Annotated in this window: 9 protein-coding genes and 2 pseudogenes; 2 read left to right on the forward strand and 9 right to left on the reverse strand. The window is 37.8% G+C overall.

Annotation, left to right across the window (positions count from 1 at the left end; genetic code table 11):
- Nucleotides 1-53: 53 nt before the first annotated feature.
- Both J6L97_RS07795 and J6L97_RS07800 read right to left on the reverse strand, forming a co-directional pair.
- Nucleotides 54-1,232 carry an IS256 family transposase gene (locus J6L97_RS07795; RefSeq protein ID WP_005728142.1) on the reverse strand — a complete coding sequence of 393 codons (1,179 nt, stop codon included), beginning with the start codon at nt 1,230-1,232 and terminating at the stop codon, nt 54-56.
- Nucleotides 1,233-1,479: 247 nt separating this feature from the next.
- Nucleotides 1,480-3,108 (reverse strand): SH3-like domain-containing protein, encoded by a 1,629-nt coding sequence (locus J6L97_RS07800; RefSeq protein WP_054833049.1) that lies wholly within the window; start codon nt 3,106-3,108, stop codon nt 1,480-1,482.
- Nucleotides 3,109-3,302: 194 nt separating this feature from the next.
- Between J6L97_RS07800 and clpP the strand changes: the two genes are divergently transcribed.
- Complete coding sequence (gene clpP, locus J6L97_RS07805; protein WP_005718663.1) at nt 3,303-3,887, forward strand: ATP-dependent Clp endopeptidase proteolytic subunit ClpP; 585 nt, start codon at nt 3,303-3,305, stop codon at nt 3,885-3,887.
- 64 nt (nt 3,888-3,951) lie between these two features.
- On the opposite strand, the gene whiA is transcribed toward clpP, so the two are convergent.
- The 3 genes and pseudogenes from whiA to rapZ form a co-directional block, all read right to left on the reverse strand.
- Nucleotides 3,952-4,887 (reverse strand): DNA-binding protein WhiA, encoded by a 936-nt coding sequence (gene whiA, locus J6L97_RS07810; protein WP_057727047.1) that lies wholly within the window; start codon nt 4,885-4,887, stop codon nt 3,952-3,954.
- On the reverse strand, nt 4,880-5,923 hold the full coding sequence (locus J6L97_RS07815) for a gluconeogenesis factor YvcK family protein (RefSeq protein WP_005718658.1): 1,044 nt from the start codon (nt 5,921-5,923) through the stop codon (nt 4,880-4,882). The genes whiA and J6L97_RS07815 overlap by 8 nt, the downstream gene beginning before the upstream one ends.
- A 10-nt stretch (nt 5,924-5,933) precedes the next feature.
- Nucleotides 5,934-6,611: pseudogene (rapZ, locus tag J6L97_RS07820) on the reverse strand (RNase adapter RapZ); the annotation flags it as partial.
- Nucleotides 6,612-6,742: 131 nt separating this feature from the next.
- On the opposite strand from rapZ, the gene J6L97_RS07825 reads away from it, so the two are divergent.
- Nucleotides 6,743-7,921, forward strand: coding sequence for an IS256 family transposase (locus J6L97_RS07825; RefSeq protein WP_005728142.1), 1,179 nt, complete (start codon nt 6,743-6,745; stop codon nt 7,919-7,921).
- Between the two features lie 55 nt (nt 7,922-7,976).
- Here the strand turns inward: J6L97_RS07825 and J6L97_RS07830 are convergent.
- The 4 genes and pseudogenes from J6L97_RS07830 to uvrB all read right to left on the reverse strand — a co-directional run.
- Nucleotides 7,977-8,195: pseudogene (locus J6L97_RS07830) on the reverse strand (RNase adapter RapZ); the annotation flags it as partial.
- A gap of 93 nt (nt 8,196-8,288) precedes the next feature.
- On the reverse strand, nt 8,289-8,831 hold the full coding sequence (locus tag J6L97_RS07835; RefSeq protein ID WP_005722726.1) for an HdeD family acid-resistance protein: 543 nt from the start codon (nt 8,829-8,831) through the stop codon (nt 8,289-8,291).
- 72 nt (nt 8,832-8,903) lie between these two features.
- On the reverse strand, nt 8,904-11,744 hold the full coding sequence (gene uvrA, locus J6L97_RS07840) for an excinuclease ABC subunit UvrA (protein ID WP_005722725.1): 2,841 nt from the start codon (nt 11,742-11,744) through the stop codon (nt 8,904-8,906).
- Nucleotides 11,734-13,779 carry an excinuclease ABC subunit UvrB gene (uvrB, locus tag J6L97_RS07845; RefSeq protein WP_005722724.1) on the reverse strand — a complete coding sequence of 682 codons (2,046 nt, stop codon included), beginning with the start codon at nt 13,777-13,779 and terminating at the stop codon, nt 11,734-11,736. The genes uvrA and uvrB overlap by 11 nt, the downstream gene beginning before the upstream one ends.
- Between the last annotated feature and the right edge of the window lie 64 nt (nt 13,780-13,843).

A 13,843-nucleotide genomic window follows, 5' to 3' on the forward strand; every position in this document is an offset into this window, starting at 1 on the left:
AAATCTTTTGTGTAAATAGATCTTTCTCGTAAATTGATTTTTTAATTATTTATTTAATCAAAGTAGGATTCTAAGGTGTCCTGAACCTGACCAAAGCCTTTATGAATTCGATTGAAATAACGGTCATTGTAGCTCATTGCCTGGATGCCAATAAATGCATCAAGCGACTGTTCAGTTGGAAATTCTGCCTTAGGCTTAGCTTTACGCTTGATGACGTTGTTAAAGGATTCAATCATATTGGTTGAATAAATTGAAGCTCTGATTTGTTTGGGATAATTGTAGAAGACTAGCAGATCGGGCTCAATTTCCTTCAAACCTTTGATGACATGGCTATAAGCTTTATTCCATTTGGCATAGAATTTGTGCAAGACAGCTGCAGCTTCTTTTTTGCTTGTCTGTTGATGTATCTGCTTGAATTCGTTCATGATCTTTTCACGATCGTCGACGCGTACTTTAGCGCAGATATTGCGCATGACATGAACCAGGCAGCGTTGAAAATGAGCTTTAGGATAAGTCCTGGCCAAGGCTGTTTTCATGCCAACAACACCATCAGAAAGAAAAAGCTCAACTTGCTTCAAGCCTCTGGACTTCATGTTTTGAAGCATCTCTGTCCAAACTTCAATGTTCTCACTAGGAGCAATGCAGTAGTCAATGACTTCCTTATGTCCATTAGGTTTAATGCCAATGGCAATATATACTGCTTCACGCTCAAACGTTTCTCGGCGCAAAGGAAGGTATGTCGCATCCAAATAGACACAGAAAAACTTGTCGCTTAGCTTGCGCTTGTGATAAGCCTCAATCTTGGGGAGCATCTGCTTGGAAATATTTGATACTTGAGCTGGACTATAATGACTGCCATACATTTTCTCAATCAAGTCAGCGATTTCTCTGGTAGTTACGCCTTTGGAGTATAGCTTGATAATCGTGCTTTCCAAAACATCAGAGTGCTGCTTGTAGTCAGGCAGCGTGTGCTGATGAAACTGACCGTTGCGGTCTCGAGGCACTTGCACTTCAATTGGTCCAAACTGGGTATCAACCTTGCGGAAATAAGCACCATTTCTAGAATTGCCAGTATTCCAGCCATTTCTGGCATAGGGATCATAGCCTAGAAAGGCAGTCAACTCAGCTTCTAGCAAGTTATTAACAGCCTGTTGTAGCTCTTTGCGCAATAAATCATTTATTTTGTCTGGATTGAATAGAGCTTGAGCAAAATCTTTGGTAAAATCATTCATGAAGGAGTTCTTCTTTCTGTATGTGTTTTTTTGTTCAAACCAATCATACGAGAAAGGAACTCCTTTTTCTAATGTTTAAAGAAATAAATTTAAGGAATCATTCATCCTTACACAAACTATTTTACAGTCTCATTTTCATTCTTTTGCCTAACTAAATAACTCATTTTTCTAATTATACAACTAAAAAAATAAAGGAAATCCAATATTTTCATTGAATTTCCTTTATTTAAATTAATATCGATAATGATTACTTAGTCAACTTTTGTTTACTTTCAAGTAATTCAGCACGTTGAGCTAAGTTCATGTATAACTTGTTGTTGTAGGTTGCGATACCTTCAATTTCACGACCAGTGTGGTATTGGTAAGTATCCTTAACTTCACCATCAGTTGCAATCTTAGCAATTACGTCATTGAATGCAAGGTAGAAGTTATTGTTCTTGGCATCATAAGTAAACCCTTGAGTGTATGTGTTTGCTACAATGCCACCCTTAGTTGCACCTACCATAGTTGGATACCAGTTATCGCCTTTGCGGTTGAATTCCCAGTATTCAGTTTGGTCTTTTTCTTTATTATAAAGAGTTGTGTAAAGCTTGTGATCATTTACAACAACACCATTATTGAAGTAACGACCGTCTGAATCACTACCGTTCCAGCATTTAATAGTCCAAATCTTGTTAATGCACATATCGCTCTTCCGAATTTGGATTAACTCTTCAGACATATTGCTCTTGTATGAAACCTTATTATTGTTATTTAGAACGTAAATGTATTTATCAGTTGAGCCCATTGCTTGACCGTGACCAATTGGAATATATGGACTAACTTTAATGTTCTTAACGTAAGAATTGAACTTCTTTTGGCTCATATCAAGTAAGTATTGTCCGTTAAATGCATTGGTTAAATGGTTAAGATTATATCCTACAATATGACCATTGCTAATCAGAGTACTGCTTAATAAACTAGTGTACAACCAGCCATTTGACATGGTAATTCCTTCAGGAATATGACCTACACGGTTAATATAGTCATCATTTTTAATGTCACGGTAAACACTTAATAAAACTGGTTGGAAGAAGCGAGTAGTGAAATCTAATTTTCCGCTTTCACTATCATAAGCATGCTTATTCTTATCAGGAGTAAAATCAGTCTTAGTTACATAGTTAGCAGAACTTCCGTAGTAAGTCTTCCAGGATTTCAAATCGCCGTTAAATGGCTTAGCTTGGACTCTATCAGCATGAGCAATTCCTTCCTTAGTACTCTTTCTGACAGTTACCTTAACAGTTGCCTTTGCTTTACCATAGCTATATTTAACATTATAGGTACCTGGAGTTGAGCAATCGATTGCATCTTCTGAAATCTTAATATCTGCTGTATCAATTACAGTACCCATATAATTGGTTACATAACTTACTGCATCAGTTGGATCAAAATCGTAGTGACTATTTTGTACTAAACTGATAGTCTTTGGTACAGCGATAGCATCTCTTGTAAAGTAGTTTTGGTTAACATAACCAACTTTACGACCATTTACATAAATACGCCAATAAGTTGCATCCTTTGTCTTAATTCTCTGGTCAGATTGAATATGAGCATATTGATAATCGCTAGCATCAGCAATCTTACCGCTAGGTTTACCATTACTAATCTTTTTATAAACAGGATAATTCTTATTGCTACCTACTTTAACCATTAAGTCATAAGAAGTACTTGTTTGAGCTGGTCCCTTCTTCGCACTGGAATCAGTCTTAGCAGTATCTGTATTACTATCAGTAGTTTTAGAATTATCTGCAAATACTGCATTTGTAGAACCAATTAACAAACCAACACCCAGTGCTACAGCTGAAGTAGCAGTTAAAATTTTATTTGAATACTTCAAACCTATCCTCCGTATCTTATATTTTGCATTTTACTTTTATATTATAATATATAAACACTGTTAGCTAAAATACATTTTTATTACCATTGTTACCATTGAGCTTATTTATTTGACACTTTCATTACGAAGTGATTTAATTAGCACTGTACTTGAAAGAGTGCTAATTAATACGAAATCAATTAGGAGGCAAATTTATGCTAGTACCTACAGTTATTGAACAAACTGCTCGTGGTGAACGTGCTTATGACATTTACTCACGCTTATTAAAAGACAGAATTATCATGCTTAGCGGTGAAATTAATGACCAAATGGCTAACTCAATCATCGCTCAATTACTCTTCCTTGATGCTCAAGACAATACCAAGGATATTTCACTTTATATCAACTCACCAGGTGGTGTAATCACCTCCGGCTTAGCTATCATGGATACCATGAACTTTATTAAGTCAGACGTATCAACTATTGCAATTGGTATGGCAGCTTCAATGGCTTCTATCCTCTTGACTAGTGGTACTAAGGGTAAGCGTTTTGCACTTCCTAACTCAACTGTTTTAATTCACCAACCATTAGGTGGTGCTCAAGGTCAACAAACTGATATCCAAATTGCAGCTAACGAAATTTTGAAGAGCCGTAAGAAGATCAACGAAATTTTGCACGAAACTACCGGTCAACCTTTGGAAAAGATCCAAAAGGATACTGAACGTGACAACTACTTAACTGCTGAAGAAGCCAAGGAATATGGTTTGATTGACGAAATCATGGTTAATAAGAAGAAGTAATTAATTATTAAAAATTATTCACACTCTAAAAGGAGCTTGCACTCATTGTGCAGGCTCCTTTTTCTTATTCTCTTAAACTCTCAGCTAACTCATGTAGTTTCTTAAATCGGTGATTAACTCCTGACTTCGAAATCGGACCATCCGGAATTTGATTAGCTACTTCCTTTAAAGTTAATTCTGGATGCGCCAATCTAAAACGCGCTAAAACTTGCAATTTCTCTGGTAGATCATCTAAGCCGTTTTCTTGTTCAATCAGCTGGATGTCTTCTACCTGCTTAGCTGAAGCTGAGGCTGTTTTTTTCATATTCGCGGTATCACAATTAACCAAGCGATTAACCGAATTTCGCATATCTCGCATAATACGCAAATCTTCAAAGTTAAGCATTGCATTAAGTGCACCCACTATATGCAAAAAGTCGCCAATTTTTGCGGCTTCTTTTAAATAAACAATATAGCCTCTTCTACGTTTAGTTGCTTTAGCATTTAAATAAAAATAATTATTCATCAACTTACATAAATCCTCATTATGGTCCTCATAAGTTGAATAAATCTCCAAGTGATAACGACTCGTTTCTGGATTATTGACACTACCTCCGGCTAGAAATGCACCGCGTAAATAGGACATTGCTCCTTCACGTGAAGTCATAATTCTCTGCGGAATTCGCGTTACCAAACCTCTTTCAGGATCCCAGATTTGTAAGTTTTCTAGGATTTCTTGTACCTTCTGATTCAATCGTACCAAATATTGATTATTTTTTTTCAATTTCATCTTGCGCGAGACAATCAGCAATGGCTCAATACCATAAGCAATCTTAATCAGCTTAAAAATTCGTCGAGCAATCGCAGGATTTTCTGTAGTGATATCCAGGCTAAATTGATGATCGTGCAAGTTTAATACACCATTCATTCGCAAAAAAGCAGCTAACTCCGCTTTGGCATGCTCTGGATGCACCTCAAGCGAAGTTAGCTCCTTTTTGACTTCACTAGCATAACTAGCCATCATTTTCCTTCATTCTTTTACGTGACATTGATTCAAATGCCAGATTAATAATTTCTTTTCCTACCTTTTCACCATCATGAAATACCAATCCATGACGTTGATCGATAAAGTCATCAGTAATGACACGGCAGTTTTGCTTTCTTAAGCCTTCAAAGTCATTCTTAACAGGCTCAAGATAAGCATCATAATCTTCTGGGTGAAATTTGCTCATATCAATTTTGGCACCATTAACCAGAGCGGTATTGATATAATTTCCACCTAAGTGATCGTTAATTACCTGTACGTGTTCCGCATCACTAAAGTGATCTGTCTCACCACGCTGAGTCATGATATTGCAAATATAAATAACCTCGGCGTCAGTCTCACGCACTGCTTCACCTAAATTAGAGATCATTAAGTTAGGTAAAATTGAAGTAAATAAACTACCTGGCCCAAGTACGACTGCATCAGCTTGCATAATCGAAGCCAGTACTGGTAAAACAGCTCTAGGCTCTTCATCCGAATCAGTATCGGTCACCCAGACACGCTTAATCCGCTTATCTTTAGATGTGATTTCAGTTTCACCAGACTCCGTAGTTCCATCCACGAATTCTGCGTTTAAAGTCAATGGTTCATTGGAAGCTGGAAAAACATGACCATCAATTTTCATCATTTTTGACAAAGATTGAACTGCATCAAAGATATTGCCATGCATTTCATTCAATGCCGCAATAATTAAATTACCGATTGCATGTCCTGAAAAAAAGGAATCGGATGAATCAAATCGATACTGAAAAATATTCTTTTCTTCCTGAGGTAAGTCACTAAGTGATACCAAAACATTACGGATATCACCAGGTGGAACTACGTTAATAAAGTTACGGATTGAACCAGATGAACCGCCGTCATCTGAAACCGTTACGATTGCAGTAATTTCCGCGTTTTGATCTTTCAAGGCATTCAAAATAACTGGTAAACCCGTACCGCCACCAATTACGACTACACGGGGACGTCTGCCTTTAATCACGCGAACAATCCTTGTTTCTCCATATGGCACAGGTGCGCACCTACTTTCTAATATAACGACTCACTTCACGGTGAGTAATATCGACTGGATATTTTTTAGCTAAATCTCGTGCCAACTGTTGGGCAATTGAAACACTCCGGTGTTGACCCCCAGTACAACCAATTGCAATGGTCAACTTTTCCTTCCCCTCTTTGATATATCCAGGGATAGCTGTTTCAAGCAAATCAAGCAATTTTTTATAAAAGACCTGTGTTTCTTCTTTGTTCATCACATAGTCAAATACACGCTTGTCCAGTCCCGTAAATGGTCTTAATTCTGAAATATAAAATGGGTTAGGCAAAAAACGCACATCCATTACAATATCTGCATCAATTGGCATCCCATACTTAAAGCCAAATGACATCACTTCAATTGAAAATGGTTGCCGCTTGCGATCACTAAATGTATTGATTAATTTTTGCTTTAATTCCTTAGTCGACAAGTTTGACGTATCGATAATATAATTTGATCTATTTTTAATTGGCATTAAAATACGACGTTCTTCTTGAATGCCATCAAGCAAGCGACCTTTGCCATTATTGGCTAAAGGCGGAAGACGCCTTGTTTCTTTATAACGAGCAACCAAGACATCATCGGAAGCATCCAAAAATAGGATAGTAGCTTGCACATTGCCATTATCTTCAAGTGAATTAACTTCATCCAATAAATCGCGATAAAAGAGACTGTAAAATAGTTTGTGTAAGGATGAATGATTCCTTAAATTTATTTCTTTAAACATTAGAAAAAGGAGTTCCTTTCTCGTATGATTGGTTTGAACAAAAAAACACATACAGAAAGAAGAACTCCTTCATGAATGATTTTACCAAAGATTTTGCTCAAGCTCTATTCAATCCAGACAAAATAAATGATTTATTGCGCAAAGAGCTACAACAGGCTGTTAATAACTTGCTAGAAGCTGAGTTGACTGCCTTTCTAGGCTATGATCCCTATGCCAGAAATGGCTGGAATACTGGCAATTCTAGAAATGGTGCTTATTTCCGCAAGGTTGATACCCAGTTTGGACCAATTGAAGTGCAAGTGCCTCGAGACCGCAACGGTCAGTTTCATCAGCACACGCTGCCTGACTACAAGCAGCACTCTGATGTTTTGGAAAGCACGATTATCAAGCTATACTCCAAAGGCGTAACTACCAGAGAAATCGCTGACTTGATTGAGAAAATGTATGGCAGTCATTATAGTCCAGCTCAAGTATCAAATATTTCCAAGCAGATGCTCCCCAAGATTGAGGCTTATCACAAGCGCAAGCTAAGCGACAAGTTTTTCTGTGTCTATTTGGATGCGACATACCTTCCTTTGCGCCGAGAAACGTTTGAGCGTGAAGCAGTATATATTGCCATTGGCATTAAACCTAATGGACATAAGGAAGTCATTGACTACTGCATTGCTCCTAGTGAGAACATTGAAGTTTGGACAGAGATGCTTCAAAACATGAAGTCCAGAGGCTTGAAGCAAGTTGAGCTTTTTCTTTCTGATGGTGTTGTTGGCATGAAAACAGCCTTGGCCAGGACTTATCCTAAAGCTCATTTTCAACGCTGCCTGGTTCATGTCATGCGCAATATCTGCGCTAAAGTACGCGTCGACGATCGTGAAAAGATCATGAACGAATTCAAGCAGATACATCAACAGACAAGCAAAAAAGAAGCTGCAGCTGTCTTGCACAAATTCTATGCCAAATGGAATAAAGCTTATAGCCATGTCATCAAAGGTTTGAAGGAAATTGAGCCCGATCTGCTAGTCTTCTACAATTATCCCAAACAAATCAGAGCTTCAATTTATTCAACCAATATGATTGAATCCTTTAACAACGTCATCAAGCGTAAAGCTAAGCCTAAGGCAGAATTTCCAACTGAACAGTCGCTTGATGCATTTATTGGCATCCAGGCAATGAGCTACAATGACCGTTATTTCAATCGAATTCATAAAGGCTTTGGTCAGGTTCAGGACACCTTAGAATCCTACTTTGATTAAATAAATAATTAAAAAATCAATTTACGAGAAAGATCTATTTACACAAAAGATTTGACAGTTTCCGATAAAATGTCTTAACTCGTAAATCAATTACTACGGCTACCTTATGAAAGTCATTGGAATTATTAATTAAATCCCAAAAACTACCTAATAAAGTTGGAGGAAGATTATCGACTACAAAGTAGCCCATATCTTCTAAGTCATGAGCGACCACAGTTTTACCTGCTCCGCTCATGCCTGTGACTATTAATAATTGTTTTTTCTCATCAGCCATGCTAAAATCCTCCTCTTTACAAATTATATCATACCGGGTGTGTCATAATTGTGCAAAAAAAAGAAGCCTTTCGGCTTAAATTTTTATCAAATATTAACGGTGCATAAATGCAACCACAATTTCATTAATGCCAAAGACTAATAACCAGAATGCAACTAACCATACTAAGCTTAAGGCTGCGATTACTGGATTAATAATTAAGAAGAAGGCAATAATCAAACTTAAAATATTCAAAATCAAGTTAAATACAAAGTATCCGGTTGAAAATGCACGTAAGTGCCATGACCAAGCAATACCTACAACTGAATCAACAAAGAACCAGATTGCAAATAAGTAAGCGATAGTCAAACCACCAATATCATATGAGCAAATGAACAAGATACCGATAATGATATCTAATACACCTGACACAATTGCTACCCAACTACGTGAGAAAAATTCACGAAAGCGTGAGTAAGCAGCCAACCATACAATACCTTGAACGATTGATACAATAGCAAAAATCAAGACAAATGCATGCAACCCTTTAGCTGGGTGACGTAATAACACGAACGCAACTACGACCATTAAGATACCGGCAATAAATGCGCCCCAGTCAAAGCCGCGATTATCTCTAGAACTAGAAAAAATATCCATTTTTATTCCTCCTTGCAGACTATTTTACACTTATTCAAGGTTAATAAAAACTATTGGCTATTGTCTTCTAGCCTATTTTTTTGCTTCTTTTGTTAGTTTAGTATCGCGTTCTAAGACTGGTTTCAAATACTGACCAGTATAGCTTTCTTTAACTTTCGCTACTTCTTCTGGCGTACCGGTAGCCACAATTTGACCGCCACGTTCCCCTCCTTCAGGACCTAAGTCAATCAGCCAATCTGCATTTTTAATTACATCAAGATTATGCTCAATAATTAAAACCGTATTGCCTTCATCTACCAACCGCTGCAAAACTTCTAATAAACGCTTGATATCATCGGTATGCAAACCGGTAGTTGGTTCATCAAGAATATAGAAATTTTTACCAGTAGAAAGTTTTTGCAATTCAGCAGCTAATTTCATTCTTTGAGCTTCACCACCAGATAAAGTTGTAGCGGATTGACCTAATTTCACATAGCCCAAACCTACATCAACGATAGTCTGGAGTTTACGCTGAATCTTAGGAATATTTTCGAAAAACTTAGTTGCCTCATTAATCGTCATATCAAGCACTTGAGCAATATTCTTTCCCCGATAAGTTACTTCCAATGTTTCAGAATTATAACGAGTGCCGTGACAAACCTCACATGGTACATATACATCAGGCAAAAAGTTCATTTCAATCTTGATAATTCCATCACCATGACAGGCTTCACAACGTCCACCTTTGACGTTGAACGAAAATCTTGCTTTAGTATAACCACGCAATTTTGCTTCATTAGTTTGAGCAAATAAGGTTCTGATATCATCAAAAACACTAGTATAAGTTGCAGGATTACTACGTGGTGTTCTACCAATAGGGCTTTGATCGATATCGATGATTTTTTCAATATTCTTGTAACCCTTGATTGACTTATACTTACCTGGCTTAGTTGAATTATTGTTTAATTTTTGGGCTAAAGCGCGTTTCAAGATCATATTAACCAAAGTAGATTTACCAGAACCTGAGACACCACTGACCACAATAAATTTGCCCAACGGAAAATCAACATTAATATTCTTTAAATTATTTTCTTGAGCTCCAGTAATTGTAATCTTTTTACCATTGCCTTTACGACGCTTCAATGGAACCGGCACAAATTTTTTACCAGACAAATATTGCCCCGTTAAAGAATCAGGATTCTGCTCTACTTCTTTAGGAGTTCCTTGTGCCATAACTTTACCACCGTAAACACCGGCACCAGGTCCCATATCAACCAAATAGTCAGCTTGCCGCATTGTTTCGTCATCGTGCTCCACCACAATTAAAGAATTGCCTAAATCACGCATTCTCTTTAAAGAAGCGATCAGCCGATCATTATCGCGTTGATGCAAACCGATAGATGGTTCATCCAAAACATACATAACTCCCGATAAGTTTGAGCCAATTTGAGTTGCCAACCGAATACGCTGAGCTTCACCACCAGACAAGGTATTAGCTGATCGAGAAAGAGTTAAATAATCTAATCCTACACTATCCAAGAATGAAAGACGATCGCGTACTTCCTTTAAAATTGGCTTAGCAATCATAGTCTCTTGCTCGCTTAATTTGACGTCCTTAAAGAAATCAAGTGCTTTATCAATAGAAAGCTCCGAAGCTTCCGCGATATCCTTGCCCATGACTTTCACTGCTAATGCTTTTTCATTCAAACGCTTGCCGTGACAAGTTGAACAAGTAAGTTCAGTCATATATTTGCCCATCACATCACGCATAAACTTGGACATTGGTCGTTTATAACGCCGCTCAACATTGGCCATTACTCCTTCAAATGGTTGAACGGTATCATTAACGCCAAAGTCACCAGTTACATGGAATTTCACCGGCTTAGTTGAGCCATGCAGAATAATGTCGCGTTGACGTTTAGTTAGTTTATTAAAAGGCTTATCCATCGGAATTTTTAATGCCGTGCAAGCTTGTTCCAACATTTCAGTATAGTAATTGGAAGTCTTCCATGGAGCCAGTGCACCTTCAGCTAAAGATTTTGTTTTGTCCGGAACAACCAAATCTTCGTCTACTGCTAACTTCATCCCTAACCCATCACAATCAGGGCAGGCACCAAATGGTGCATTAAAGGAGAACAGTCTTGGTTCCATTTCACCCACAGTAAAGCCACACTTTGGACAAGCATAATACTCAGAAAAGTTAAGCATTTCACCGCCAATTACATCAACATTCATGTAGCCATCTGACAAACGAAGTGCAGCTTCAACAGAATCAAATAAGCGAGACTTAATGCTATCCTTAACAATCAAACGGTCAACGACAATATCGATTGAGTGGCGCTTGTTCTTAGCTAATTCAAAATCCTCACCAATTTCGTGCATCTCACCATCAACAATTACACGAACATATCCTGCACGTTGTACTCGCTTAAATACTTCCTTGTGTTCTCCACGCTTAGCACGAATAACTGGCGCTAAAATTTGAATTTTCGTTCTTTCTGGTAAAGCCATCACTCGGTCAACCATCTGATCAACTGATTGTCGTTGAATCAGCGTCCCATCATTAGGACAAATTGGATGGCCTACTCTGGCCCAAAGCAAACGTAAATAATCATTAATCTCAGTGACGGTCCCAACTGTTGACCGTGGATTATGTGACGTTGTTTTTTGATCAATTGAAATTGCTGGATTTAAACCATCAATTGAATCCACATCTGGTTTATCCATTTGCCCCAAAAACTGTCTAGCATAACTAGAAAGTGATTGCACATAACGTCTACGCCCTTCTGCATAAAGCGTATCAAAGGCTAAAGAACTTTTACCTGAACCAGATAAGCCAGTAATAACTACTAACTTATCCTTAGGAATAGTTAAATTAATGTCTTTTAAATTATGTTCACGTGCTCCGCGAATAACGATCTTATCATTTGCCATTAAAATTCTTTCCTTTTCTTGTCTTCGGTTTTCTTGATGATTTTTGCAATTCCATAATTGCATCCCGCAAGTTAGCAGCTTCTTCAAAGTCAAGCTTCTTAGCTGCTTCTTGCATTTGCTCTTGCAAGTTGCTAATCATTGTCTTCTTTTGCTTAGCCGTCAATTCATCAAAATTAAGATCTGCAAAACTATCAGATTTTTCTTCTTTTTCACTCGACGGTTTAGTAATCGAAATTACGTCTTGAATCGGCTTAATGATTGTCTTAGGCGTTATGCCATGCTCCTTGTTAAATTCCATCTGAATTTTACGCCGACGCTTGGTAGCTTTAATCGCTGCTCTCATGGAATCAGTAATCGTATCAGCATACATGATTACTTCACCATTGGCATTACGGGCGGCCCGTCCCATAGTCTGAACCAGCGGCCGATATGCTCTCAAGAAGCCTTCCTTATCTGCATCCAGAATTGCTACCAGTGAAACTTCCGGTACATCGATTCCTTCCCGCAACAGGTTAATTCCAATTAAGACATCGAACTTACCTAACCGTAAGTCACGCAAAATTTGCATTCTTTCCAGCGTCTTAATATCAGAGTGCAAATAACGTACTTTAATTCCTAAGTCCTTCAAATAATCGGTTAAGTCTTCCGCCATTTTTTTGGTCAAAGTAGTAACAAAGACTCGTTCATGACGGTCAATCCGTTTATTAATTTCGCCAACTAAATCATCAATTTGCCCCTCAATTGGCCTTACTTCAATCTTGGGATCAAGCAATCCGGTTGGTCGAATAATTTGTTCAACCTTATGATCTGTTCGTTCAAGTTCATAATCACCTGGGGTAGCTGAGACATACAAAATTTGATTAACATGCTTTTCAAATTCGGATAGCTTTAATGGACGGTTATCAAGTGCAGATGGCAAACGGAAACCATAGTCAATCAAGGTTTGCTTACGATTACGGTCACCATTGTACATTGCTCTAATTTCAGGCATAGTAGCATGTGATTCGTCAATTAAAATTAAGAAATCATCTGGGAAGAAGTCCAACAAAGTATACGGTGGCTCTCCTGCTTTTCGTCCTTCCATATGCCTTGAATAGTTTTCAATTCCGTTGGTATAGCCAACTTCACCCATCATTTCCATATCATAGGTAGTACGTTGCTTGATTCTTTCAGCTTCAAGCAATTTGCCTTCGCCTTCGAACTTTTTAACCTGCAATTTCATCTCTTTAGAAATTGCTCCCAAAGCTCGCCGCAATTGCTCGTCATTGGTCATAAAGTGCGTAGCTGGGAAAAGCGAAATACTCTCACGCTCACCGATCACCTCACCGGTTAACGAATCAACTTCAACAATGCGATCAATTTCATCACCAAAGAATTCAATTCGATAAGCATGATTAGAATTGCCGGCTGGAAAGACCTCAACTACATCCCCGCGGACCCGAAAACGACCGCGTTGAAAGTCAATATCATTACGATCATATTGAATATTTACCAAATCACGCAACAAGGTATTACGGTCATATTCTTCGCCTTCATGGATCATCAAGACACTGCGCGCATACTCTTTAGGATCACCCAAACCATAGATACAAGAAACCGAAGCAACAACTACTACGTCATTACGCTCCATTAAAGCTGAGGTAGTAGCATGCCGCAACTGATCAATTTCATCATTGATTGCCGAATCCTTTTCAATATAAGTGTCTGATTGTGGAACGTAAGCTTCTGGCTGATAATAATCATAGTATGAAACAAAATATTCAACTGCATTATTAGGAAAGAAACTTTTAAACTCACCATATAGCTGCCCTACCAAGGTCTTATTATGCGTAATAACTAATGTAGGCTTATTCAGCTTAGCAATAATATTGGCCATGGTGAAAGTTTTCCCAGTACCAGTTGCACCTTCCAGAATCTGTTCTTTATATCCTTTTTTAAATCCAGCAGTCAGTTTATCAATAGCTTGCTCTTGATCACCGGCTGGTTTAAACTTTGATACTAATTCAAATTTGCGATTTTTTTGTCGTTTAATCATAAAAAACTCCTCAAGAAAAAAGTTGGACAAGCATAGTCCAACTTTTTAATTAGTATCTATATTT

The sequence above is a fragment of the Lactobacillus crispatus genome (assembly GCF_018987235.1).
In the GTDB taxonomy this organism is placed as follows: domain Bacteria; phylum Bacillota; class Bacilli; order Lactobacillales; family Lactobacillaceae; genus Lactobacillus; species Lactobacillus crispatus.

Coding starts and splice junctions, on each gene's coding strand:
- J6L97_RS07795 (WP_005728142.1), bottom strand. CDS start 1,232: ATGAATGATTTTACCAAAGATTTTGCTCAAGCTCTATTCAATCCAGAC.
- uvrA (WP_005722725.1), bottom strand. CDS start 11,744: ATGGCAAATGATAAGATCGTTATTCGCGGAGCACGTGAACATAATTTA.
- J6L97_RS07825 (WP_005728142.1), top strand. CDS start 6,743: ATGAATGATTTTACCAAAGATTTTGCTCAAGCTCTATTCAATCCAGAC.
- uvrB (WP_005722724.1), bottom strand. CDS start 13,779: ATGATTAAACGACAAAAAAATCGCAAATTTGAATTAGTATCAAAGTTT.
- J6L97_RS07835 (WP_005722726.1), bottom strand. CDS start 8,831: ATGGATATTTTTTCTAGTTCTAGAGATAATCGCGGCTTTGACTGGGGC.
- whiA (WP_057727047.1), bottom strand. CDS start 4,887: ATGGCTAGTTATGCTAGTGAAGTCAAAAAGGAGCTAACTTCGCTTGAG.
- clpP (WP_005718663.1), top strand. CDS start 3,303: ATGCTAGTACCTACAGTTATTGAACAAACTGCTCGTGGTGAACGTGCT.